Genomic DNA, 23,371 nt, shown 5'->3' with positions numbered 1-23,371 from the left:
GCCCGCTCGTGACGGGCGGCGGCACCCGAAAGGTTTCTTCTTTACTTGTTCAGACCCGGGTACAGCGGGTGCCTGTCGGCAAGGGCCTTCACCCGGGCCTTGAGGGCCTCCGCGTCGAAGGACGGCTTCAGCGCCTCGGCGATGACGTCCGCGACCTCCGCGAAGTCCTCGGCCTGGAACCCGCGGGTCGCCAGGGCCGGCGTGCCGATCCGCAGACCGGACGTCACCATCGGCGGCCGCGGGTCGTTCGGGATCGCGTTGCGGTTGACGGTGATGCCGATCTCGTGGAGCCGGTCCTCGGCCTGCTGCCCGTCCAGCTCGGAGTCGCGCAGGTCGACCAGGACCAGGTGCACGTCCGTGCCGCCGGACAGGACGTCCACGCCCACGGCCCGGACGTCGTCCTTGACCAGACGCTCGGCCAGGATGCGGGCACCCTCCAGCGTACGGCGCTGGCGCTCCTTGAAGTCCTCCGAGGCGGCGACCTTGAAGGCGACCGCCTTGGCGGCGATCACATGCTCCAGCGGGCCGCCCTGCTGACCGGGGAAGACAGCGGAGTTGATCTTCTTGGCCAGTTCGGCCGTGGAGAGGATCACACCGCCGCGCGGGCCGCCGAGGGTCTTGTGGGTCGTGGTGGTGACCACGTGCGCGTGCGGCACCGGGTTGGGGTGCAGCCCCGCCGCCACGAGCCCGGCGAAGTGGGCCATGTCGACCATCAGGTACGCGCCGACCTCGTCCGCGATCCGGCGGAACGCGGCGAAGTCCAGCCGGCGCGGGTAGGCCGACCAGCCGGCGACGATCAGCTTCGGCTTGGACTCCTTGGCCAGCCGCTCGACCTCGGCCATGTCCACCCGGCCGTCCTCGCCCACGTGGTAGGCGACGACGTCGTAGAGCTTGCCGGAAAAGTTGATCTTCATGCCGTGGGTCAGGTGCCCGCCGTGCGCGAGGTTCAGACCCATGATGGTGTCGCCCGGCTTGAGCAGCGCGAACATCGCGGCCGCGTTGGCCTGGGCACCGGAGTGCGGCTGCACGTTGGCGTGCTCGGCGCCGAACAGCTCCTTGATGCGGTCGATCGCGATCTGCTCGACCACGTCGACGTGCTCGCAGCCGCCGTAGTAGCGGCGGCCCGGGTAGCCCTCGGCGTACTTGTTGGTGAGGACCGAGCCCTGCGCCTCCATGACCGCGACCGGGGCGAAGTTCTCCGAGGCGATCATCTCGAGCGTGGACTGCTGGCGGTGCAGCTCGGCGTCGACCGCCGCGGCGACGGCCGGGTCGAGCTCGTGCAGGGGTGTGTTCAGGGCGGACATACGACTCCCTCAGCCCGCGGAGAACGCGGTGTACTCGTCGGCGGAGAGCAGGTCGCCCGGCTCGTCCGTCACCCGCACCTTGAACAGCCAGCCGCCCTCGAAGGGGGCCGAGTTCACCAGCGACGGGTCGTTCACGACGTCCTCGTTGACCTCGGTGACCTCACCGGAGACCGGGGAGTACAGGTCGGACACCGACTTGGTCGACTCCAGCTCGCCGCAGGTCTCGCCGGCGGACACGGAGTCACCGACCTCGGGAAGCTGGACGAACACGACATCGCCGAGCGCGTTGGCCGCGTGCTCCGTGATGCCGACCGTCGACACGCCGTCCTCGGCGGCCGACAGCCACTCGTGCTCCTTGCTGTAGCGCAGCTCGTTGGGGTTGCTCATGGCCTGGATTCTCCTGTACGCGCGGGAGTGCTGTGGAAGGGGGGACTGCTGGTGAGCTGGGACGACGGGCACGGGGTCGCTGCCGCGGCCCTTCGGCCAGTGTCTACTTCTGGCGCTTGTAGAACGGCAGCGCCACGACCTCGTACGGCTCGTGACTGCCCCGGATGTCCACGCCCACGCCGGCCGTGCCGGGCGCGGCGTGCGCGGCGTCGACGTACGCCATCGCGATCGGCTTGCCGAGGGTGGGGGAGGGGGCGCCGGAGGTGACCTCGCCGATCACCTCGCCGCCGGCGACGACCGTGTACCCGGCGCGCGGGACGCGGCGGCCCTCGGCGACGAGTCCGACCAGGACGCGCGGCGGGTTCTGCTCGGCGCGGGCGGCGGCCTCGCGCAGGGCCTCGCGCCCCACGAAGTCGCCTTCCTTCTCGAACTTCACCACGCGGCCGAGCCCGGCGTCGAAGGGGGTGAGGGAAGTGGTCAGCTCGTGCCCGTACAGCGGCATGCCCGCCTCCAGGCGCAGCGTGTCGCGGCAGGACAGCCCGCACGGGACGAGGCCGACGCCCTCGCCGGCCTTGGTCAGCGCCTGCCACAGCTCGACGGCGTGCTCGGGCTTCACGAACAGCTCGAAGCCGTCCTCGCCGGTGTAGCCGGTGCGGGCGATCAGGGCCGGGACGCCCGCGACCGTGCCGGGCAGCCCGGCGTAGTACTTCAGGCCGTCGAGGTCGGCGTCGGTGAGGGACTTCAGGATCCCGGGCGACTCCGGGCCCTGCACGGCGATCAGCGCGTAGGCGTCCCGGTCGTCGCGCACCTCGGCGTCGAAACCGGCGGCGCGCTCGGTCAGCGCGTCCAGCACCACCTGGGCGTTGGAGGCGTTGGCGACCACCATGTACTCGGTCTCGCCCAGCCGGTAGACGATCAGGTCGTCGAGGATGCCGCCGTCGGCCCGGCAGATCATGGTGTAGCGGGCGCGGCCCGGCTTCACCCCGCCGATGTTGCCCACCAGGGCGAAGTCCAGCAGGGCGGCGGCCTGCGGGCCGGTGACGGTGATCTCGCCCATATGGGAGAGGTCGAAGAGTCCGGCCTTGGTGCGCACGGCGGTGTGCTCGTCGCGCTCGGAGCCGTAGCGCAGGGGCATGTCCCAGCCGGCGAAGTCGGTCATCGTCGCGCCGAGCGAGCGATGCAGGGCATCGAGCGCGGTGTGACGGAGTTCTCCTGTACTGCTCACAGTCGGTCGTCTCCCAGGGCAATGACGGGCGAGGTCGTTCCTCCCCATCTGTCATCGGAACCTGAGAGGTTCGCCATGACCACTCGGGACACGGCTTGCACCTTGGGTGGGGCCACGCCTCGCGTGCGGAGGAGGTGGCCCGCTTTTCAGATGTGCCTCGCCCGCGCGGTAACGGGGCCTGAGAGATTCAAGGGAGGGACTTGCTCCTTCGGCGCCCCAGCTCTTGCGGTGCTGGGAACTCTCCCGCGCGGATTCAAACGGCCGGTATGCAGTTGGCGCGCACATCATTGCACGCATCCTTCCGGCGCGGCAGGGGGACCTTTCCCAGGGAGTGCACGAGTCCCACGCGCCGGGCACGGCGTCCTGTAGCAGCCCTGTTGCAGGACGAGCACGAAATGGAGAGGCCAGCGGCATTACCTTCTCTTTACACTCGGCGGGGATGGGACTCCGTACCTGGCCCCAGGGGAGGACGATCACGGTGAACAGGACCACCGCGTACGCGACGACGGGCATCGCGCTGCCCGAGCAGCCGGCCGCTCCGGCCCGGGCGGCCGGCGCTCCGGTGCCGGCACCGGCACCGGTCGTCCGCGATCTGCGCGACCGCGCCGGCCGCGGGCCGCGCGCGCTGCTGTTCGGCCCCCGCGACCTCGTCGTGGTCACGGGCCTGCCCGGCAGCGGCAAGTCCACCCTGATGCGGCGCACCGTGCCGGGCCGGCGCATCGACTCCCAGGACACCCGTGACCGCTGGGCCCGCCGCATGCCGCGCGCCCTGCCGTACGCGCTCTACCGGCCGCTCGTCCGCCTCGCCCACTACGCCGGACTGCGCCGCGCCCTGCGCACGGGCGAGGGCGTCGTGGTGCACGACTGCGGCACCCAGGCCTGGGTCCGCCGCTGGCTCGCCCGCGAGGCCCGCCGCCGCGGCGGCACCCTGCACCTGCTCCTCCTCGACGTCACGCCCGAACAGGCCCTGGCCGGTCAGCGCGACCGCGGCCGCGGTGTCTCGCGCTACGCGTTCCTGCGCCACCGCGCGGCGAGCACCCGCCTGCTGCGGGCGGTGGAGCGCGGTGATCTCCCGGCGGGCTGCGGTTCGGCCGTCCTGGCCGACCGGGACGCCGCGGACAGTCTCCACAGCATCGGCTTCACGGGTGGAACCGCGCCCGCGTCCACGAGCCGGCATCACCCATGCCGCCCGCAGTCCGTCAGCCGTTAGCCTTTTGAGCCACAGCAGTGGTTCCAGGCAGGCGGTAGGCAGATGGACATCCCGGCGGACTTCTCCGCGGACTTCCCGGCGCACACGCAGACCCACCCGCACGGTGGCTGGCCCGGCAACGAGCTGGAGGAGGTGCTCTCGGCCTGCCTCGGCGCCGGACCGGCGGCCGGCGGGCGGATCGTCGAGGTGCTGGGCCGGAGCTTCGTCTGGATCCCGCTGCCCAACGGCGGCGGCCCGCACAGCGGTCCCCTCGACCTGCCCGGCATCGAGATCGACGGCCAGGCGTTCGTACCGGTGTTCAGCTCCGAGGAGCAGTTCCGCCAGGTCGCCGGCTCGCACATGTCGTACACCATCGCGCCCGCGGTGGAGTTCGCCCGCGGCCTGCCCCCGCACGCGGGGATAGCCGTCAACCCGGGCGGTGTGGTCGGCATCCCGCTCCCGCCGCCCGCCGTGGCCGAGCTGTGCCGGGCCGGCCGCACCCCGCTGGACGGCCCCGCGAGCGGCGGCCGGGTCCGCCTCTTCGAGCCCGACTGGCAGGACGACCCGCTGGACTTCCTGGCCGCCGCCTCGGCCGAGTTCGAGGCGACCGGCGTCGTCGTCACCGCCCGCCGCTGCCTCGCCGCGATCGAGACCGCCGACCCGGTGATGTTCGTCGGCGTCGAACTCTCCCAGTGGGAGGGCGACCTGCGCGTCCTCCCCCTGGACGCCCTCACCCGTGCCGTCACCACGGCCCCGGCCCCCTGGCCGGTGAACCTGGTGCTCCTCGACGTGACGGAGGACCCGGTGGGCAACTGGATGCGGGAGAGGGTCCGGCCCTTCTACCAGCGGTAGGCAGTCGCCCCCGGGGCGCGGGGCTGTGACATCAGCGGCTCCGCCGCGTGGGCGTGGTCAACCACACACGACCCGCCCCCGCCCGACGGCATAATCCCCCGGCTCCCCTGCGGGCTTAAGCTAGGGCACCGTCGAGGCGTTGTACGAAGGGGCGGTAAAGGTGAGCGCGAGCGGCACGGCTGCGGCCGGACAGGTCGAGCACATGCTGCGCCAGGTCACGCCCGGGCGCTACGACGCCTACGAGGCACTCCTGCGCGCGCTCGCGACCCCGCACACCGGCCAGATCTGGATGCTCCTGTGGCAGGGTCAGGCCGGCTCGCCCGACGCCCAGTACGGGAACATGGACGTCGACGGCCACGGCTACGCGCCCTGCGTGACCTCCGCCCAGGAGCTCTCCGCCAGCGGCTGGAACCGCTCGTACGAGGTGATCGACGGACTCGACGTCGCCCGTGCCCTCTACCCCGACCACTACGGCCTCTGGCTCAACCCGCACGCCCCGGGCGGCGGGGTCGGCATCCCCTGGCTCGACCTGCGCCGGATCGCCACGGGCCTGGACCGTCAGCCCGCCGGACCCCTGCGCCTGTCCGAACCGGCCATCGAGATCCCGCAGTTCTACGCCCTGCTCGCGCAGAACGCCCACCGCACCCCGGCCGTCCGCTCGCTGCGCCGCGCCTGGGTGCAGCCCGCGCTGGGAGCGCCGTATCTCGCCATCGGACTGGACGTGTACGACACCTCGCCGCAGGCCGTGGATTCGGTGCGCGCGATGATGCAGCAGTCTCTCGGAGCCGTACCGGACGGGCTGCCCGTGTCGACCGTCGCCATGTCCGACGAGCACGACCCGGTCGTCATGTGGCTGCGCGCGAAGGCCCGCCCGTTCTACGACCGCGAGGCCCATGCCACCGCCCCGGTCCAGGCGCCCGCCTCCGGCTACGGCTACCCTCCGGCCCAGGGCCGGTACTGACCGGCTGGAAGTCGCCCCCGGCGGCCTCCTCCGCACCCTCCCCGTAACGCGACGATTGCTCAGCTCTGCGCGCGTAGATGCGGGTGAAAAGTTAGAGCTTGTCCTAAAATGCCCTTGTCCTGGGGTGTCCGACCCCTGTTACCCGTTGTCCGGATAACGGAACCCCGCAGACAGCATCACGTTTACGCATCCTTTCACCGCCAAGTCTGGCAACAGATCGCCAAAGCGTTGAAGACTCCCCGCAAGACACGGGCCGGGTCGGTCTCGTGTACGAGACAAACAAAACCGCTACAGCGGCACCAGGGGCTCGGCGACCGCCGGCCCGAGAGGGGTCAATCGCACCGTGACCGCACCGATCGAGACCACCGGGGCGGAAGCCGGAGCACAGCCCGAGGCCGTGCTCTCCGGGGTCAAGAAGAGCCAGATCGAAGGGCGCTCGCTCACCCAGATCGCCTGGATGCGCTTCAAGCGGGACAAGGTGGCGATGGCGGGAGGCGTCGTCGTCATCCTGCTCACGCTGATGGCGGTGTTCTCCAAGCCGATCCAGTGGATCTTCAACCTCGATCCCAACAAGTTCAACCAGGACCTCATCGACCCCGCGCTGCTCGCCCCCAAGGGCGGCTGGGGAGGCATGAGCTGGGACCACCCGCTGGGCGTGGACCCCCAGTACGGCCGTGACATGCTCGCCCGCATCATCGACGGCTCCTGGGTCTCCCTCCTGGTCGCGGGCGGCGCCACGCTGCTGTCCGTGTGCCTCGGCACCGTGCTCGGTGTCGTCGCCGGGTACTACGGCGGCTGGATCGACAGTGTGATCAGCAGGCTGATGGACACCTTCCTGGCCTTCCCGCTCCTGCTGTTCGCCATCTCGATCTCCGCCTCCGTGCAGGACGGGTTCTTCGGCCTCGAAGGCCTGTCGCTGCGCATCTGCGTGCTGATCTTCGTGATCGGCTTCTTCAGCTGGCCGTACATCGGCCGCATCGTGCGCGCCCAGACGATGACCCTGCGCAAGCGGGAGTTCATCGAGGCGTCCACGAGCCTCGGGGCACGCGGCCCGTACGTCCTGTTCCGGGAGCTCCTCCCGAACCTCGTCGCACCGATCCTCGTCTACGCGACGCTGATCATTCCGACGAACATCCTGTTCGAGGCCGCGCTGAGCTTCCTCGGCGTCGGTATCGCTCCGCCGCAGGCTTCCTGGGGCGGCATGCTCAGCAACGCTGTGGATCTCTACACGGCTGATCCGCAGTACATGTTCGTGCCCGGACTGGCGATCTTCATCACCGTCCTGGCCTTCAACCTGCTGGGTGACGGGCTGCGTGACGCCCTCGACCCTCGCAGCAAGTGATCCATCGAATGAGGGGGCTTCCTCAGGTGAAGACGAGAAGGGTGACCGCCGGCGTTGCGTCGGTCCTGGCACTGTCGCTGGGTGCCGCCGCGTGCGGCGGAGGCGACGACAACGACGGGGGAGGCAACGGCAAGAAGGACGCCGCGCTGAACTCGATCGTCAACGCGTCCGACAAGAAGGGAGGAACGGTCACGTACGAGCACTCGGACGTCCCGGACTCCCTCGACCCGGGCAACACGTACTACGGCTGGGTCCAGAACTTCTCCCGCCTCTACGGCCGGACGCTCACCACGTTCAAGCCGGCGGCGGGCAAGGCCGGCCTGGAGGTCGTGCCGGACCTCGCGGAGGGGCTCGGCAAGTCCAGCCCGGACGCCAAGACCTGGACGTACAAGCTGCGTGCCGGTGTGAAGTTCCAGGACGGCACCCCGGTGACGTCCAAGGACGTGAAGTACGCCATCGAGCGCTCCAACTTCGCGCCCGAGGCGCTGTCCAACGGCCCGACGTACTTCAAGTCGTACCTGGAGGGCGGCGACAAGTACAAGGGCCCCTACAAGGACAAGTCCGCCGAGGGCATCAAGTCCATCGAGACGCCGGACGACCGGACGATCGTCTTCAAGCTGAAGCAGCCGTTCGCCGACTTCGACTACCTGGCGACCTTCTCGCAGACGGCCCCCGTGCCGCAGGCGAAGGACACCGGTGCCAAGTACGTCCAGGCGATCCAGTCCACCGGCCCGTACCAGTTCCAGTCCTACGAGGAGGGCCGCGGCGCCACCCTCGTGCGCAACAAGCAGTGGGACGCCAAGACGGACCCGATCCGCAAGGCCCTGCCGGACAAGATCACGATCAAGTTCAAGGTCAACCCGGTCACGGTCGACAACAACCTGCTGTCCGACAAGATCACGGCTGACGCGGCCGGCACCGGTGTGCAGCCGCAGACCCAGCCGAAGGTGCTGCGCGGCAAGTACGCCAACCAGACCGACAGCTCCTACGCGGGCGCCACGCAGTACATCGCGCTCAACGTGAACGTGAAGCCGTTCGACAACGCCGACTGCCGCAAGGCCGTGCAGTGGGGCCTCGACAAGCAGTCGGTGCTCGACGCCATGGGCGGTTCCCCGAAGGGCGACGTGGCGACCACGCTGCTGCCGCCGTCGGTGAACGGCTACACCAAGTTCGACACCTACGCGACCGACGGTCACAAGGGTGACGTGGCCAAGGCCAAGGAAGCCCTGAAGGCGTGCGGCAAGCCGAACGGCTTCAACACGATCCTGACGGCGCGCTCCGACCGCCCCGCCGAGGTTGCCGCGGCGACCGCCATCCAGGCGTCGCTGAAGAAGATCGGCATCAACATCGAGATCAAGCAGTTCCCCTCCGGCAAGTACTTCTCGAACTTCGCCGGTGTCCCGAGCTACGTCCACGACAACAAGCTCGGCATGCTCTCGATGGCGTGGGGCGCCGACTGGCCGACCGGCTACGGCTTCCTCGACCAGATCGTCAACGGTGCCGCCATCAAGCCCTCCGGCGGCAACAACCTGATGGAGCTGGACGACCCGAAGATCAACAAGGCCCTGACGGACGCGATCGCCAACACCGACGACGCGGCCCGCACCAAGGCCTGGGGTGAGATCGACAAGATGGTGCTCGACAACGCCTCGGTCGTCCCGCTGGTCTACCGCAAGAACCTGCTGCTCCGGCCGACGTCCGCGCAGAACGTCACCGTCACGCAGGCCTACCTCGGCATGTACGACTACCTGCTGATGAGCTCCTCGAAGTAATTCAGCAGGCCGGATCCTTTCGAAAGGCAGGTGAAGGCACCGGGTGGCCGCGGCGGACGATCCCGCCGCGGCCACCCGGGGCCGTACAGCTGTGGCTGCGTACATCCTCCGACGCGTCATGGGCGCAGTGCTGTTGCTGCTGGTGGTCAGCGCAGTCACCTTCGCCATCTTCTTCCTGGTCCCCCGCCTCGGGGGGCAGACGGCCGACCAGTTGGCCACCCAGTACGTCGGCAAGGACGCGAACCCCGCATCCGTCGCCGCGATCAAGCAGAACCTGGGTCTGGACCAGCCGGTCTACGTCCAGTACTGGGAGTTCATCAAGGGCCTCGTGGTGGGCGCCGACTACAAGTTCGGCCCCGACGCGACGCACTGCAGCGCACCCTGCTTCGGGTACTCCTTCAAGAGCCACATCGAGGTGTGGCCGCAGTTGCAGCAGCGGATCCCGGTCTCCTTCTCGCTGGCCGTCGGTGCGGCGGTGATCTGGCTGATCACCGGTGTCACGACCGGTGTCATCTCGGCCCTGCGCAAGGGCAAGCCGATCGACCGTTTCGCCATGTTCATCGCGCTCGCCGGCGTCTCGCTCCCGATCTTCTTCACCGGCCAGATCCTGCTGGCGCTGTTCGTCTACGAGATCCCCATCTGGGAGAGCATCGACTACGTCCCGTTCACGGACAACCCGGCCGAATGGGCCTGGCACCTGATGCTGCCCTGGATCAGCCTCGCGTTCCTCTTCTCCGCCCTCTACGCCCGGCTCACCCGGGCGGGCATGCTGGAGACGATGAGCGAGGACTACATCAGAACGGCCAGGGCCAAGGGTCTGAAGGAGACCACGGTCGTGGCCAAGCACGGCCTGCGCTCCGCGCTCACCCCGATCGTCACCATCTTCGGCATGGACTTCGGCACCCTGGTCGGCACCGCGGTGCTCACCGAGACCGTGTTCTCCCTCCAGGGCATCGGCGCCTACTCGGTCCAGGCCATCAAGGACAACGACCTGCCCATCGTGATGGGCGTGACCCTGGTCGCCGCGTTCTTCATCGTCTTCTGCAATCTGATCGTCGACCTGGTGTACGCCGCCATCGACCCCCGGGTGAGGTACTCGTGAGCAAGCTCGACAAAGCCGCGCTCGGCGAACCGGACACCACCGCCCCGTCCGTACCGGACGACGTGTTCCTGTCCGTCCGTGATCTGCGCATCCACTTCGACACCGACGACGGCCTGGTCAAGTCCGTCGACGGCGTCAGCTTCGACGTGCGCAAGGGCAAGACCCTGGGCATCGTGGGCGAGTCCGGCTCCGGCAAGTCGGTCACCTCGCTCGGCGTGATGGGCCTGCACCGCTCGGCGCGCGCCAAGGTCTCCGGCGAGGTCTGGCTGGACGGCCAGGAGCTCATCGCGGCCGACCCCGACGACGTACGGCGGCTGCGGGGCCGGAAGATGGCCATGATCTTCCAGGATCCGCTGTCGGCGATGCACCCCTACTACTCGGTGGGGCACCAGATCGTCGAGGCGTACCGGGTCCACCACGACGTCAGCAAGAAGGTCGCCAGGCAGCGGGCGATCGAGATGCTCGACCGGGTCGGCATCCCCGAGCCCGGCAAGCGTGTCGACGGCTACCCGCACGAGTTCTCCGGCGGTATGCGCCAGCGCGCCATGATCGCCATGTCGCTGGTGAACAACCCCGAGCTGCTCATCGCGGACGAGCCGACCACCGCCCTGGACGTCACCGTGCAGGCGCAGATCCTCGACCTGATCCGGGACCTGCAGAAGGAGTTCGGCTCCGCGGTCATCATGATCACCCACGACCTGGGTGTGGTTGCCGAGATGGCCGACGATCTGCTGGTCATGTACGGCGGCCGGTGCGTGGAGCGCGGCCCCGCCGAGGACGTGTTCTCCGAGCCCCGGCATCCCTACACCTGGGGCCTGCTCGGCTCGATGCCGCGTCTGGACCGCGAGGAGACCGACCGGCTCATCCCGATCAAGGGCGCGCCGCCCTCCCTCATCAACCTCCCGTCCGGCTGCGCCTTCCACCCGCGCTGCCCGTACGCGGACATCCCGAAGGACAACGTCACCCGCACGGTCCGCCCCGAGCTGACCGAGGTCGGCGGCTCGCACTGGGCCGCCTGCCACATGACGCAGGAGCAGCGGGAGCGTATCTGGACCGAAGAGATTGCGCCGAAGCTGTGAGCGACGACAAAACGGTGAGCACACCGGACACCAGCGGGAGCACCCTCACCCAGGGCACCACCGCCGACGGCGAGGTCCTGCTGAAGGTGACCGGCCTTCAGAAGCACTTCCCGATCCGCAAGGGCCTGCTCCAGCGGCAGACCGGCGCGGTGCGTGCCGTCGACGGCATCGACTTCGAGGTGCGCAAGGGCGAGACGCTCGGCGTCGTCGGTGAGTCGGGCTGCGGCAAGTCCACCATGGGCCGGCTGATCACCCGGCTGCTCGAACCGACCGGCGGTTCGGTCCAGTTCGAGGGCAAGGACATCACGCACCTGAAGACCGGCGAGCTGCGCCCCATGCGCCGCGACGTGCAGATGATCTTCCAGGACCCGTACTCCTCGCTGAACCCCCGCCACACGATCGGCACGATCGTCAGCGCCCCCTTCCGGCTCCAGGGCGTCGAGCCCGAGGGCGGGGTGAAGAAGGAGGTCCAGCGGCTGCTGTCGGTGGTCGGCCTCAACCCCGAGCACTACAACCGCTACCCGCACGAGTTCTCCGGCGGTCAGCGCCAGCGCATCGGCATCGCCCGCGCGCTCGCGCTCAACCCCAAGCTGGTCGTGGCGGACGAGCCGGTCTCCGCGCTGGACGTGTCGATCCAGGCGCAGGTGGTGAACCTGCTGGACGACCTCCAGCAGGAGCTGGGCCTGACGTATGTGATCATCGCGCACGACCTGTCGGTCGTCCGGCACGTCTCGGACCGGATCGCGGTCATGTACCTCGGCAAGATCGTGGAGCTGGCCGAGCGCGACCAGCTGTACACGTCGCCGATGCACCCGTACTCCAAGGCCCTGCTGTCGGCCGTGCCGATCCCGGACCCCAAGCGCCGGGGCGTCAAGAGCGAGCGCATCCTGCTCAAGGGCGACGTGCCCTCGCCGATCGCCCCGCCGAGCGGTTGCCGTTTCCACACCCGCTGCTGGAAGGCGACGGAGATCTGCAAGACGACCGAGCCGCCGCTCAAGGAGCTGCGGGCCGGGCAGCAGGTTGCCTGCCACCACCCGGAGAACTTCGAGGACCAGCAGCCGCAGGACACCAAGCTGCTGTCCTCGGCGCACGAGGTGGCCGCCGAGAACGGCGTGGAGAAGTCCACGGGCGGCGACGCCGCGACCGCCGGGAAGTGAGTCATCCCGAGCCCCCGCCCTCGTACATCGGGGCGGGGGCTCACCCGTGGGTGAAAATGTGCGGGTGCTCCTGCAACTCTTCAGCCCGTCCGTCCAGCACACGCTCGACCTGATCGGCATCTTCGTCTTCGCGATCTCCGGCGCCCTGCTGGCCGTGCGCAAGAACTTCGACGTGTTCGGCATGGCCGTGCTCGCCGAGGTCACCGCGCTGGGCGGGGGGCTGTTCCGCGACCTGGTCATCGGGGCCGTGCCGCCGGCCGCGTTCACGGACCTGGGGTACTTCCTCACCCCGCTGCTCGCCACCCTGCTCGTCTTCTTCCTGCACCCGCAGGTGGAGCGCATCCAGGTCGCGGTGAACGTCTTCGACGCGGCCGGCCTCGGCCTGTTCTGCGTCGCCGGCACGACCAAGGCCTACGAGTACGGGCTCGGCCTGACCGCCTCGGCCGGGCTCGGCCTGACCACCGCCGTGGGCGGCGGTGTGCTGCGGGACGTGCTCGCCAACGAGGTGCCCTCGCTGCTGCGCTGGGACCGCGACCTGTACGCGGTCCCGGCGATCGTCGGCTCCGCCCTGGCCGCCCTGTGCATCCGCTACGACGCCCTGAACCCGCTCACCAGCTCCCTCGCGGTGATCACCGCCTTCGTACTGCGGCTGCTCGCGATGCGGTACCACTGGCGAGCTCCGCGGGCCTGGCACCGGCGGTCGACGGTGAGCGAGGAGGAGCAGCCCGTCCTGCCGTGAGGGGCCCGACGCCCGTCTCCTGGGTCAGCCACCGGAACGCCGGGACCACCTGCGGCCGCCGCAGCGCCATGGTGTGGCCGCCCGCGCTCTTCGGGACGGAGACGACGTGCACGGTCGTCGGCGCCTCGGCGGTCTGCTCCAGGGCCACGGCGTCCTCGTAGCCGTCGTGCGGCCGGCCCGAGAGGTACAACGGGATCCGCGGCGACTCGGGCGACCTGCACCCCGCGGCGGCCGAGGCCGGAGGCGCAAAGCTACCGCTTAGTAGTTAGTTCTTGTACTGTTCAGTCATGCCAGAAGCAGCCACCGCCCCGGCCGCCCGGGCCTCGATCGGCGACAGCGAGTTCGACCGCGACACCGCGCTCACCCGCCGCGCGCCCGGCGTCTACGACATCGACCTCTCCGTCGGCTGGACGATCATCAGCGCCGTCAACGGCGGCTATCTGCTGGCCGTCCTCGGCCGAGCCCTCGCGGACGCCCTGCCGCACGCCGACCCCTTCACGATCTCGGCGCACTACCTGACCGCGTCCCAGCCCGGCCCGGCGGTCGTCCGCACGGACGTCGTCCGCACCGGCCGCACCCTGTCGACCGGCCAGGCCTCCCTCTTCCAGTACGACGACGAGGGCCGCGAGGTGGAACGCATCCGCGTCCTCGCCTCCTACGGCGACCTGGACGCCCTGCCCGACGACGTCCGCACCTCGGCCCGGCCGCCCGCGATCCCGCCGATGGAGCACTGCTTCGGCCCGGAGGACGGGCCCACCCCCGTCGACGGCAGCTCGGCGATCACCGAGCGCCTGATGCTCAAGCTCGACCCGTCCACCCTCGGCTGGGCCCTCGGGCAGCCCTCCGGCAAGGGCGAGATGCGAGCCTGGTTCGGGCTCAAGGACGGGCGCGATCCCGACCCGCTCTCCCTGCTGCTCGCGGTCGACGCCCTGCCGCCCACCGCGTTCGAGCTCGGTGTGAAGGGCTGGGTGCCGACCGTCGAGCTGACCGTGCACGTCCGCTGCCGCCCGGCGCCGGGCCCGCTGCGGGTGTCGATCGCCACACGCAATCTCGCCGGCGGCTTCCTGGAGGAGGACGCCGAAGTGTGGGACAGCGCGGACCGGCTGGTCGCACAGTCCAGGCAGCTGGCGCGGGTCCGACTGGCCTGAACCCCGCCCGCTGACAAGCGGTTCGCGGGGCGGCCCCGAGGGGGATCTGGGCGGCACTGGATTGCGCACAGGCGGCGCAGGCAAGCCGGCCCGGGCCCACCCCGGGGCATGGTGAGGGCGGCGTGTCCCGGGAACGGGCGCGCCGCCCCTGTGTGTTGCCGGGGGGTCAATCCAGCCAATGACGGCGCCCGAGCCCGATCAGCCGCATCTGGCGGGTCGCCAGCTCTGTGACGTGCCCGGTGCGGGCCGGGCGCTCCTCCTCCGGCCCCTCCAGGGCCTCCAGGAACAGCGACGCCGTGCTCAGCATCTGGTCGACGTAGAGATGGGCGAGCATCAGCAGGTCGTCCCCGCTCCAGCCCGCGGACACCGGGTCCTTGGCCAGCTCGTCCTTGACCTCCTGGGCGAACCGGGCCAGTTGCTCCCGTATCGCCTCCCGAACCGGCTGAACTCCGCCATGTCGTTCACGGGCGATGAAACGGACATGGGCGGGGTACCCGTCGACGTGACGGGCGATCAACTCGATGGTGCGCGCGATGCGTTCCTCGTGGTCGCCCGTCGTGGACACCGTCGTCCGGATCATCGGGTGCAGGCTGCCCAGCGCCTCCTCGACCAGGGCCACGCCCAGGTCCGCCGTGGAGCGGAAGTGGCGGTAGAAGGCGGTCGGGGCGACACCGACGGCGCGGGTGACCTCGCGCAGTCCCAGGCTGCTCAGGCTCTGCTCCTCCAGTAGCCCGAGGGCGGCGTCGAGGAGTGCCTGCCGGGTCTTCTGCTTCTGGGCCTGACGGATGCCGAGGGTGTGACTCATACCATGCAGTTAACAACTGTTCTCTGGAATTGGGAAGTCATGGGAGGCGTTAGACTGGGAAGTCAGTGAACAACTGTAACCACAATCGTTCACCGAAACCCTGGGGGTTGTTCCCGTGCTGTTCATCGTCGCCGCACTTCTGCTGCTGGGCGTCGTCCTGGGCACCGTGGCCCACGCACCGCTCACTTTCTCCGTCGCTGTCGGTGCCGTCATCGCCGTCTGGCTCGGCATCTTCGCGCTCCGCGAGCGCGGCCGCCGTCGCCACACCCAGGCCCACTGACCCCGACCACCCCTGTCCCGATCCGACCTCAGGAGTCGATCACCATGCAGCTCACCGCTCCGGCCTCGCGCCGCACCGGTATCCGTGACACCGACGGCATGGCCGTCGCGTCCTTCATCCTCGGCCTCCTCGGCCTGCTCGTGCTCAACCTCTTCCTCGGCCCGATCGCCATCGTGCTGGCGAGCGTCGCCCTGTGGCGCGGTACCGAACGCCGCGGCCGCGCACTGCTGGGCCTGGGCCTGGGTGTCGCCGACCTGGTCGTCCTCGCGGCCTTCATGCAGTTCGACAGCACGATCTCCTGGAGCTTCTGAGCCGCCGTCGGACAGCCGTCCGCCGGTACGCCGCGGCCGGGCCCTAGGACGACGGGCCGTCGCCGCGCCGGAGAGCGGTCCACGTTCGGCCTGCCCAGCTCTGAGGCCGGTCGAAAGAGAGCCGTAGAATCGGGCTCACCATGGCTTACCTCGACCACGCCGCGACCACCCCGATGCTCCCGGAGGCGGTTGAGGCGTTCACCGCCCAGCTGGGTGCCACCGGCAACGCGTCCTCCCTCCACGCATCCGGCAGGCAGGCCCGCCGCACCGTCGAGGAGGCCCGCGAGACCCTCGCCGAGGCCCTCGGCGCCCGCCCCAGCGAGGTCGTCTTCACCTCGGGCGGCACGGAGGCCGACAACCTCGCCGTCAAGGGCCTGTACTGGTCACGCCGCGACGCCGACCCGGCCCGCACCCGAGTCCTTGCCAGCCCCGTCGAGCACCACGCGGTCCTCGACGCCGTGCACTGGCTCGGCGAACACGAGGGCGCCACCGTCGAGTACCTGCCGGTCGACCCTCACGGCCGGGTCCATCCGGACGCGCTGCGCGAGGCGATCGCCCGCAACCCCGACGACGTGGCCCTCGCCACCGTCATGTGGGCGAACAACGAGATCGGGACCATCCTCCCCGTCCGTGAACTCGCCGACGCGGCAGCCGAGTTCGGAGTCCCGCTGCACGCGGACGCCGTCCAGGCCTTCGGCCAGATCCCCGTCGACTTCGGCGCCTCCGGCCTCGCCGCGATGACGGTCTCGGGCCACAAGATCGGCGGCCCCTACGGCATCGGCGCGCTGATCCTGGGCCGTGAGCACACCCCCGTCCCCGTACTACACGGCGGCGGCCAGGAGCGGCACGTGCGCTCCGGCACCCTCGACGTGCCCGCCATCGCCTCCTTCGCTGTCGCCGGACGGCTGGCCGCCGAGCAACGCGCGTGGTTCGCCGCGGAGATCGGCGCCCTGCGCGACGCCCTCGTCACCGCCGTCCGCTCGGCCGTGCCGGACGCGATCCTCGGCGGTGACCCGGACCCGGCCGGACGCCTCCCGGCCAACGCGCACTTCACCTTCCCCGGCTGCGAGGGCGACTCCCTGCTGCTCCTGCTCGACGCCCAGGGCATCGAGTGCTCGACCGGCTCCGCCTGCACCGCCGGCGTCGCCCAGCCGAGCCACGTCCTCCTCGCCACCGGCACCGACCCCGACCTGGCGCGCGGCACCCTGCGCTTCTCCCTCGGCCACACCTCCACCGAGGCCGACGTCGAGGCCCTGGCCAAGGCCATCGGCCCGGCGGTGGAACGGGCGCGGGCGGCGGGACTGACGTAAGGACCCCTCGCCGGCGTACCCCGGAGCTCAGGCCGGGCCCGTACGCGCCCGGCGTATCAGGCGCAGGTACTTGTCCCAGTCCCAGTGCCGCCCCGGGTCCGTGTGGTCGGTGCCCGGGACCTCCACGTGACCGACGATGTGCTCGCGGTCCACGGGTATGTCGTAGCGGGCGCAGATCCGGGCCGTGAGACGCGCCGAGGCCTCGTACATCTCGTCCGTGAAGTCCTGCGGGCGGTCCACGAAGCCCTCGTGCTCGATGCCGACGCTGCGTTCGTTGTAGTCGCGGTTGCCCGCGTGGTACGCAACGTCCAGCTCGCGGATCATCTGGGCCACGTGCCCGTCCTGCCCGACGATGTAGTGCGCCGCCGCCCGGTGGCCCGGGTCCTGGAAGGCCTTCACCGCGCTGTCGAAGCTTCCCTGGGTGACATGGACCACGACCATGTCGATGCCGTAGTCGTCGGGGCGGTCCGCACGGCGCCAGTTCGCCTCCGAGGCCGCCACCCAGCGCGCGCCCGCGTAGTCGACCTCGCCCTCCTTGCGCGGCTTCTCCACGCCCGGAGTGCGCCACCACAGACGCGCCAGCTCGTCCCGGGCGAGCAGGGCGGTGCCCGCCGCGGCCGCCGTGCCGCCGATCAGCAGCGCGCGGCGGCCGACCTTGCGGTCACCGTCCTTCGAAGCCTTCCCCTGTCCCATGTGATCGACAACGGATACCCGGCGGCCCCGGTTCCCGCGCCCCGTACCCTGGAAGGGTTATGACTGAGACCCCGCAGCGCCCCCGCCCCCTCCGCGTCCTGGCCGCCATGTCCGGCGGAGTCGACTCCGCCGTCGCCGCCGCCCGTGCGGCCGAAGCGGGCCACGACGTGACCGGCGTCCACCTCGCGCTCTCCGCCAACCCCCAATCCTTCCGGACCGGCGCGCGGGGCTGCTGCACCATCGAGGACTCGCGTGACGCCCGCCGCGCCGCGGATGTCATCGGCATCCCGTTCTACGTGTGGGACCTCGCGGACCGCTTCCGCGAGGACGTCGTCGAGGACTTCGTCGCCGAGTACGAGGCCGGCCGCACCCCCAACCCCTGCCTGCGCTGCAACGAGAAGATCAAGTTCGCCGCGCTCCTCGACAAGGCGCTCGCGCTCGGCTTCGACGCCGTCTGCACGGGCCACTACGCCCAGGTGATCGTCCGCGAGGACGGCACCCGCGAGCTGCACCGCGCCTCCGACATGGCCAAGGACCAGTCGTACGTCCTCGGCGTGCTCGACGACCGGCAGCTCGCCCACGCGATGTTCCCGCTCGGCGACACCGTCACCACCAAGGACGAGATCCGCGCGGAGGCCGAGCGCAGGGGCCTGGCCGTGGCCAAGAAGCCCGACTCGCACGACATCTGCTTCATCGCCGACGGCGACACCCAGGGCTTCCTCGCGAACCGGCTCGGCCGCTCCGAGGGCGACATCGTCGACGAGTCCGGCACCAAGATCGGCACGCACGAGGGGGCGTACGGTTTCACGATCGGCCAGCGCAAGGGACTGCGCATCGGCACCCCCGCCCCCGACGGCAAGCCGCGCTACGTCCTCGACATCTCGCCCGTGGACAACACGGTGACCGTCGGCCCGGCGGCCGCCCTGGACGTCAGCGCCCTCACAGCCGTCAAGCCCCGCTGGTGCGGCGCGGCCCCCGTCGGCCCCGGCACCTACACGGCCCAGCTGCGCGCCCACGGCGGGGAGACCGAGGTGAGCGCCGAGGTCGTCGACGGCTCCCTGGAGGTCACCTTCACCGAGCCCGTCCGCGGCGTCGCCCCCGGCCAGGCGATCGTCCTGTACGACGGCACGCGCGTGGTGGGCTCGGCGACGATCGCGTCGACGGTCCGGGTGACGGCGGGCGTGGCCTGATCCTGCTGGGGATCCGGGGGGCGGGCTCCACGCGCGCGTGGTCCCGCGCCCCGCGACTCACCCCCGCCCGAAGAACTCCATGAGCACGGGCGCCAGCACATCCGGCTCGACCATGTGCGTCTGCCCCTGGAGTGTGCGGTACGCGCCCTGGGGGACCGATTCCGCGATCGCCCGGGCCGCCTCGCGCAGCCACTCGGGGCTCGCGTCGCCCGCCACCGCCAGGACGGGAACGCCGACCGAGCCCAGCCGGGAGCGGGGGACGCGGCCGTCGCGCATGACGGCGTCGTCGTAGGCGAGGCTCGGGGCCATCGCCTCCATGCCCGCCCACATGGGGGACTGGCGGGCGCCCTGGATCACTCCCTCGGCCAGGCCCGTCAGCCGCAGGAACAGCTCGACGGCGTCCCCGCGCCGCCCCTCACCGAGCGCCTCCGCCAGCCGCCCGGTGTACTGCGCACGCTCCTTGGCGCCCTCCTCCGACATCGCGAACGGCGTCTCGTAGACGGCCACCCGCCGCACCGGCAGCCCGCTCGCCGCCGCCTCGAGCGCCAGGGCCCCGCCGGAGGAGGTGCCGTACAGGAGCGCCTCGCCGCCCACCGCCTCGATCACCGCGGCCAGGTCCTCGACCTCACGCTCCACGGCGTACGGCGCGGTGTCACCGCTGGCGCCGCGGCCCCGGCGGTCGTACACCACGGCCTGGAAACGCTCCGAGAGCGACACGGCCAGCGGCGCCAGCGTGCCGCCCGTCGACATCGCGCCGCTCACCAGGACGACCGCGGGGCCGCGTCCGGTGCTCTCGTAGGCGATGCGGGTGCCGTCACGCGAAAGGGTCTTCTTGTCCATGCTCATGCAGACTGCCGCACGGCGCGGTGTTCATCGATGAGGCGGGCGGCGCGTCCGCCGATCAGAACACTTCCACCTCGTAGAAGCACAGGTGGTCCCTGATCTCGGCGACGTCCGGCTTGGGATCCGGATACGCCCAGACGAGGTCCGCCGCGTCCGGCCGCGACCAGTAGGAGGCGGTGCCCTTGAACGGGCAGTACGTCTGTGTGCCGGACGGCGTCAGCAGGTCCGTGCGCACGTCCTCGGGCGGGATGTAGTAGCGCTCGGGACAGCCCGTCTCACGCAGGACCAGCGACCGGTCGCTGTCCGCCAGCACCTGACCGCCGTGCACCACGCGCACGCGCCTGCCGCTCCGCTCGATGGTGATGCGATGCCCTGTCGTCACGATCGCCCCTCCTCGGGTAGCCGACTCCTCCGCTACAGCGCAGGCTGAAGCGGAGTTCTTCCCTCGCGCCAGGAGGCTCCCATGCGCGCCACGGAACCGGCCGGAAACCGCTCCCGACTGCTCCACCAGGTCCGGTACGCCCTGCGGCACCCGGACCGGGTGCCCGCGCACGCCCGGCGCACGCTGCGGGACGCCTGGCTGCGGCTGCGCCACCCCGACCACATCGCCTACTACCGGGCCGTGATGGCCTCGGACGCGGCCCGCAGCACCGAGGCGGCGGTCGGCCACAACCCCTCGCGCGAACAGTGGGAACGCATCGGCCGCATGCAGTTCGACTACCTGGTGGGCCACGGTCTGCTGCCGCACCACCGCATGCTGGAGATCGGCTGCGGCAACCTGCGCGCCGGACGGCTGTTCATCGACCACCTCGACACCGGGCACTACTACGGCATCGACATCTCGCCGCACATCCTGCTCGCCGCGCAGGACACCCTCGTGGCCGAGAAGCTCCAGCCCAAACTGCCCTACCTGGCGCTCGCCGACGACCTCACCTTCGCCTTCCTGCCGGACGCGCACTTCGACGTCGTGCACGCGCACAGCGTCTTCTCGCACTCGCCGCTGCACGTCATCGAGGAGTGCTTCGCCCACGTCGGCCGGATCCTCGCGCCGGGCGGCTTCTTCGACTTCACCTTCGACCGGACCGAGGGGGAGGAGCACCAGGTCCTGCACGAGGACTTCTACTACCGGACGCGGACCCTCACCGACCTCGCCGCGCGGCACGGCCTGGACGCCCGCTTCATGGACGACTGGGAGCGCCTGCCGCACCGGCAGTCGAAGATGCGGGTCACTGCGACGGTGGACCGGGCCCGTACGGTGGGCTCATGAACATCTGCGTCTTCCTGTCCGCCGCCGACCTCGACGAGCGCTACACCCGCCCCGCGCGGGAGTTCGCCGAACTGCTGGGCAAGGGCGGCCACACGCTCGTCTGGGGCGGCTCCGACGTCGGCCTCATGAAGGTGGTCGCCGACGGGGTGCAGGAGGCGGGCGGCCGGCTGGCCGGCGTCTCCGTGCAGTTCCTCGCGGCCAAGGCCCGCCCGGGCGTCGACGAGATGATCGTCGCCAAGGACCTCGCCGAGCGCAAGAAGCTGCTCCTGGAGAAGGCCGACGCCGTGGTCGTCATGGTCGGCGGCACCGGCACGCTCGACGAGGCGACCGAGATCCTGGAGCTGAAGAAGCACGGGCACACCGACAAGCCGGTGGTGCTGCTCAACACCGCGGGCTTCTACGACGGCCTGAAGGAGCAGTTCCGCCGCATGGACAGCGAGGGATTCCTGCCCCGGCCGCTCACCGACCTGGTCTTCTTCGCCGAGGAGCCGGTGGGGGCACTGGCGTACCTGGAGGAGAGCCAGGGCATCGAGTAGGCCCGTGCCGGTGCTTGCGGGAGAGGAGAGCCAGGGCGTCGCACAGGCCCGAGGGGCCGGCCGTGGCGGGCGCGCGTCGCCCCGGGCGGGCGGGAGTGCCGGGGCTCGCGTGGCCCGGCCCTGATGCGAGCATGGCGGGCATGGCTACTCATGTGATCACCGGAGCCGGCTCCGGCATCGGCGCGGCCGTGGCCCGCCGCCTCCACGCGCGCGGGGACGAACTCGTGCTGCACGCGCGCGACGCCGGCCGCGCCAGGGAACTGGCGGCCGAGTTCCCCGGGTCGCGGACCCTCGTCGGCGACCTCGCGGACCCCGACAGGCTGTCCTGGGCCTTCTCCCACCAGTCGCTGCCCGACCGCGTGGACTCGCTGCTGCACATCGCCGGCGTCGTCGACCTCGGCCCGGTCGGCGAACTCACCCCGAAGACCTGGCGCCACCAGCTCAACGTCAACCTGATCGCCCCCGCCGAGCTGACCCGCCACTTCCTGCCGCAACTGCGCGCCGCCCGCGGACACGTGCTCTTCGTCAACTCCGGCGCCGGCCTCAACGCCCACGCCGACTGGTCCGCCTACGCCGCCTCCAAGCACGGCCTGAAGGCTCTCGCCGACTCCCTGCGTCACGAGGAGCACGGCAACGGCGTCCGCGTCACCTCGGTCTACCCGGGCCGCACGGCCAGCCCCATGCAGGCCAAGGTCCACCAGCAGGAGGGCAAGGACTACGACGCCACGCGGTGGATCGACCCGGAGTCGGTCGCCACGACGGTCGTCATGGCCCTGGACCTGCCGCGCGACGCGGAGGTCAACGACCTGACGGTGCGCCCGGGGAGCTGACCCCGGCAAGCCCCCTGCGTAGGCTTCTCCGGTGAGCGAAAACAGCCAGTTCAGGTTCGGCGCGGCCACCGGCGTGGGGTCCATGCCGGGCGGTGACGCCCGAGAGGCCGCCAAGACCGTCACCGGCACCTTCGAGGACTTCCCCTTCATGCCCGAACTGCCCGCCCGGGGGCCCGGCGCGGACATGATCGGCCGGACCGCCGGCCTGCTGGTCGAGCTGTACGCGCGCGTGGAGCCCAGCGGCTGGCGGCTCGGGGACCGGCCGGGCCGGGACACCAAACGGGCGCGCTCCTGGCTCGGCGAGGACCTCGACGCGCTGGAGGAGTTCACCCAGGAGTACGAGGGCCCGCTGAAGGTCCAGGCCGTCGGTCCCTGGACCCTCGCGGCCCACCTGGAGCTGCGCAACGGTGAGGCCGCCCTCTCCGATCCCGGAGCCTGCCGCGACCTCGCTGCCTCCCTCGCCGAGGGGCTGCGACTGCACCTCGCCGAGGTGCGGCGGCGGATCCCCGGCGCGCAGCTCGTCCTCCAGCTCGACGAGCCGTCCCTGACCGCCGTCCTGCGCGGCCAGGTCAAGACCGCCAGCGGCTACCGCACCCACCGGGCCGTCGACCGGCAGATCGTCGAGCAGACGCTGCGCGACCTCGTCGGCGTGCACGAGGCGGGCCCGGTCGTGGTCCACTCCTGCGCTCCCGACGTGCCGTTCGCCCTGCTGCGCCGGGCCGGGGCGGCCGCCGTCTCGTTCGACTTCTCCCTGCTCACCGAGCGTGACGACGAGGCGATCGGGGAGGCCGTGGAGGCCGGCACCCGGCTCTTCACCGGCGTCGTGCCGTCCGCGGAGGGCCCATTGTCAGACCCTGCCGGTAGCGTCATGGGTGTCAGGACGCTGTGGCGCAGGCTGGGGCTGTCTCCGGGGCTTCTCGCGGAGGCGGTCACGGTCACCCCGGCGTGCGGACTCGCGGGGGTCTCCCCGGGGTACGCGCGCAGGGCTCTCGCGCAGTGCGCCCGGGCGGCGAGATCCCTCGCGGACAACCCAGAGTAACGGGAGGACG

General features: G+C 70.9%; 25 protein-coding genes, 1 pseudogene and 1 riboswitch. Of the genes and pseudogenes, 18 read left to right on the top strand and 8 right to left on the bottom strand.

What is annotated here, in order from left to right; translation table 11 throughout:
• Positions 1-41: 41 nt before the first annotated feature.
• The 3 genes from glyA to gcvT all read right to left on the bottom strand — a co-directional run bounded on the left by glyA (position 42) and on the right by gcvT (position 2,964).
• Positions 42-1,304, bottom strand: coding sequence for a serine hydroxymethyltransferase (gene glyA, locus ACFZDI_RS01195; protein WP_234845365.1), 1,263 nt, complete (start codon positions 1,302-1,304; stop codon positions 42-44).
• A gap of 9 nt (positions 1,305-1,313) precedes the next feature.
• Positions 1,314-1,691, bottom strand: coding sequence for a glycine cleavage system protein GcvH (gcvH, locus tag ACFZDI_RS01190; protein ID WP_234845364.1), 378 nt, complete (start codon positions 1,689-1,691; stop codon positions 1,314-1,316).
• Between the two features lie 103 nt (positions 1,692-1,794).
• The gene (gcvT, locus tag ACFZDI_RS01185; RefSeq protein WP_268838674.1) at positions 1,795-2,964 is read right to left on the bottom strand and encodes a glycine cleavage system aminomethyltransferase GcvT; all 1,170 of its coding nucleotides are present in this window, start codon (positions 2,962-2,964) and stop codon (positions 1,795-1,797) included.
• Between the two features lie 108 nt (positions 2,965-3,072).
• Positions 3,073-3,172, bottom strand: a riboswitch (glycine riboswitch).
• Between the two features lie 222 nt (positions 3,173-3,394).
• Here gcvT and ACFZDI_RS01180 point away from each other — a divergent pair.
• From ACFZDI_RS01180 to ACFZDI_RS01140, 9 genes are all read left to right on the top strand, one after another.
• Positions 3,395-4,126 carry an AAA family ATPase gene (locus ACFZDI_RS01180; protein WP_234845362.1) on the top strand — a complete coding sequence of 244 codons (732 nt, stop codon included), beginning with the start codon at positions 3,395-3,397 and terminating at the stop codon, positions 4,124-4,126.
• A gap of 42 nt (positions 4,127-4,168) precedes the next feature.
• Positions 4,169-4,957, top strand: coding sequence for an enhanced serine sensitivity protein SseB C-terminal domain-containing protein (locus tag ACFZDI_RS01175; RefSeq protein WP_391246956.1), 789 nt, complete (start codon positions 4,169-4,171; stop codon positions 4,955-4,957).
• A gap of 160 nt (positions 4,958-5,117) precedes the next feature.
• Positions 5,118-5,918: an enhanced serine sensitivity protein SseB C-terminal domain-containing protein gene (locus tag ACFZDI_RS01170; protein ID WP_391246954.1), complete on the top strand. Its 801-nt coding sequence runs from the start codon at positions 5,118-5,120 to the stop codon at positions 5,916-5,918.
• Positions 5,919-6,261: 343 nt separating this feature from the next.
• A complete protein-coding gene (locus ACFZDI_RS01165; protein WP_234845359.1) occupies positions 6,262-7,260 on the top strand; it encodes an ABC transporter permease in 999 nt (332 codons plus the stop codon).
• Between the two features lie 8 nt (positions 7,261-7,268).
• Complete coding sequence (locus tag ACFZDI_RS01160; RefSeq protein ID WP_234845358.1) at positions 7,269-9,032, top strand: ABC transporter substrate-binding protein; 1,764 nt, start codon at positions 7,269-7,271, stop codon at positions 9,030-9,032.
• Between the two features lie 91 nt (positions 9,033-9,123).
• Positions 9,124-10,134: an ABC transporter permease gene (locus ACFZDI_RS01155; RefSeq protein ID WP_234845357.1), complete on the top strand. Its 1,011-nt coding sequence runs from the start codon at positions 9,124-9,126 to the stop codon at positions 10,132-10,134.
• Positions 10,131-11,213, top strand: a complete 1,083-nt coding sequence (locus ACFZDI_RS01150; RefSeq protein ID WP_234845356.1) for an ABC transporter ATP-binding protein — start codon at positions 10,131-10,133, stop codon at positions 11,211-11,213. The genes ACFZDI_RS01155 and ACFZDI_RS01150 overlap by 4 nt, the downstream gene beginning before the upstream one ends.
• Positions 11,210-12,370 (top strand): ABC transporter ATP-binding protein, encoded by a 1,161-nt coding sequence (locus ACFZDI_RS01145; RefSeq protein ID WP_234845355.1) that lies wholly within the window; start codon positions 11,210-11,212, stop codon positions 12,368-12,370. Before ACFZDI_RS01150 ends, ACFZDI_RS01145 begins: the two co-directional genes overlap by 4 nt.
• A gap of 64 nt (positions 12,371-12,434) precedes the next feature.
• Positions 12,435-13,109 carry a trimeric intracellular cation channel family protein gene (locus tag ACFZDI_RS01140; protein ID WP_234845354.1) on the top strand — a complete coding sequence of 225 codons (675 nt, stop codon included), beginning with the start codon at positions 12,435-12,437 and terminating at the stop codon, positions 13,107-13,109.
• Here the strand turns inward: ACFZDI_RS01140 and ACFZDI_RS01135 are convergent.
• Positions 13,000-13,311, bottom strand: a pseudogene (locus ACFZDI_RS01135) (esterase); the annotation flags it as partial. The gene ACFZDI_RS01140 and the pseudogene ACFZDI_RS01135 sit on opposite strands and share 110 nt — an antisense overlap.
• 85 nt (positions 13,312-13,396) lie before the next feature.
• On the opposite strand from ACFZDI_RS01135, the gene ACFZDI_RS01130 reads away from it, so the two are divergent.
• On the top strand, positions 13,397-14,257 hold the full coding sequence (locus ACFZDI_RS01130) for an acyl-CoA thioesterase domain-containing protein (protein ID WP_391246951.1): 861 nt from the start codon (positions 13,397-13,399) through the stop codon (positions 14,255-14,257).
• Between the two features lie 166 nt (positions 14,258-14,423).
• Here ACFZDI_RS01130 and ACFZDI_RS01125 read toward each other — a convergent pair whose 3' ends face one another.
• A complete protein-coding gene (locus ACFZDI_RS01125) occupies positions 14,424-15,062 on the bottom strand; it encodes a TetR family transcriptional regulator (protein ID WP_391246949.1) in 639 nt (212 codons plus the stop codon).
• 115 nt (positions 15,063-15,177) lie between these two features.
• Between ACFZDI_RS01125 and ACFZDI_RS01120 the strand changes: the two genes are divergently transcribed.
• The 3 genes from ACFZDI_RS01120 to ACFZDI_RS01110 all read left to right on the top strand — a co-directional run bounded on the left by ACFZDI_RS01120 (position 15,178) and on the right by ACFZDI_RS01110 (position 16,963).
• Positions 15,178-15,342, top strand: coding sequence for a hypothetical protein (locus ACFZDI_RS01120; RefSeq protein ID WP_031103608.1), 165 nt, complete (start codon positions 15,178-15,180; stop codon positions 15,340-15,342).
• Between the two features lie 44 nt (positions 15,343-15,386).
• Positions 15,387-15,653 carry a DUF4190 domain-containing protein gene (locus tag ACFZDI_RS01115; RefSeq protein WP_234845351.1) on the top strand — a complete coding sequence of 89 codons (267 nt, stop codon included), beginning with the start codon at positions 15,387-15,389 and terminating at the stop codon, positions 15,651-15,653.
• Between the two features lie 140 nt (positions 15,654-15,793).
• Entirely contained in the window at positions 15,794-16,963 is a 1,170-nt protein-coding gene (locus tag ACFZDI_RS01110) for a cysteine desulfurase family protein (protein WP_234845350.1), read from the top strand.
• 27 nt (positions 16,964-16,990) lie between these two features.
• Here ACFZDI_RS01110 and ACFZDI_RS01105 read toward each other — a convergent pair whose 3' ends face one another.
• Positions 16,991-17,656 (bottom strand): peptidoglycan recognition family protein, encoded by a 666-nt coding sequence (locus ACFZDI_RS01105; RefSeq protein ID WP_361118965.1) that lies wholly within the window; start codon positions 17,654-17,656, stop codon positions 16,991-16,993.
• Positions 17,657-17,715: 59 nt separating this feature from the next.
• Between ACFZDI_RS01105 and mnmA the strand changes: the two genes are divergently transcribed.
• Positions 17,716-18,846: a tRNA 2-thiouridine(34) synthase MnmA gene (mnmA, locus tag ACFZDI_RS01100; protein WP_234845348.1), complete on the top strand. Its 1,131-nt coding sequence runs from the start codon at positions 17,716-17,718 to the stop codon at positions 18,844-18,846.
• A 57-nt stretch (positions 18,847-18,903) separates the two neighbouring features.
• Here the strand turns inward: mnmA and ACFZDI_RS01095 are convergent, their stop codons facing one another.
• Together ACFZDI_RS01095 and ACFZDI_RS01090 are read right to left on the bottom strand one after the other, a co-directional pair.
• Entirely contained in the window at positions 18,904-19,686 is a 783-nt protein-coding gene (locus ACFZDI_RS01095) for an alpha/beta fold hydrolase (RefSeq protein ID WP_391246946.1), read from the bottom strand.
• A gap of 61 nt (positions 19,687-19,747) precedes the next feature.
• Entirely contained in the window at positions 19,748-20,071 is a 324-nt protein-coding gene (locus tag ACFZDI_RS01090) for a DUF427 domain-containing protein (RefSeq protein ID WP_234845346.1), read from the bottom strand.
• Positions 20,072-20,152: 81 nt separating this feature from the next.
• On the opposite strand from ACFZDI_RS01090, the gene ACFZDI_RS01085 reads away from it, so the two are divergent.
• From ACFZDI_RS01085 to ACFZDI_RS01070, 4 genes are all read left to right on the top strand, one after another.
• Positions 20,153-20,956, top strand: coding sequence for a methyltransferase (locus tag ACFZDI_RS01085; RefSeq protein WP_391246944.1), 804 nt, complete (start codon positions 20,153-20,155; stop codon positions 20,954-20,956).
• On the top strand, positions 20,953-21,492 hold the full coding sequence (locus ACFZDI_RS01080; protein ID WP_234845344.1) for a TIGR00730 family Rossman fold protein: 540 nt from the start codon (positions 20,953-20,955) through the stop codon (positions 21,490-21,492). Before ACFZDI_RS01085 ends, ACFZDI_RS01080 begins: the two co-directional genes overlap by 4 nt.
• A gap of 140 nt (positions 21,493-21,632) precedes the next feature.
• Positions 21,633-22,322, top strand: coding sequence for an SDR family oxidoreductase (locus tag ACFZDI_RS01075; protein WP_234845343.1), 690 nt, complete (start codon positions 21,633-21,635; stop codon positions 22,320-22,322).
• Between the two features lie 31 nt (positions 22,323-22,353).
• A complete protein-coding gene (locus tag ACFZDI_RS01070; RefSeq protein WP_391246941.1) occupies positions 22,354-23,361 on the top strand; it encodes a methionine synthase in 1,008 nt (335 codons plus the stop codon).
• Positions 23,362-23,371 lie beyond the last annotated feature (10 nt).

It is taken from the genome of Streptomyces sp. NPDC007907, from assembly GCF_042959365.1.
GTDB lineage: Bacteria > Actinomycetota > Actinomycetes > Streptomycetales > Streptomycetaceae > Streptomyces > Streptomyces indiaensis.
Note: the sequence above shows the minus strand (reverse complement) of the source record. Positions and strands in the feature narration are given on the sequence as shown.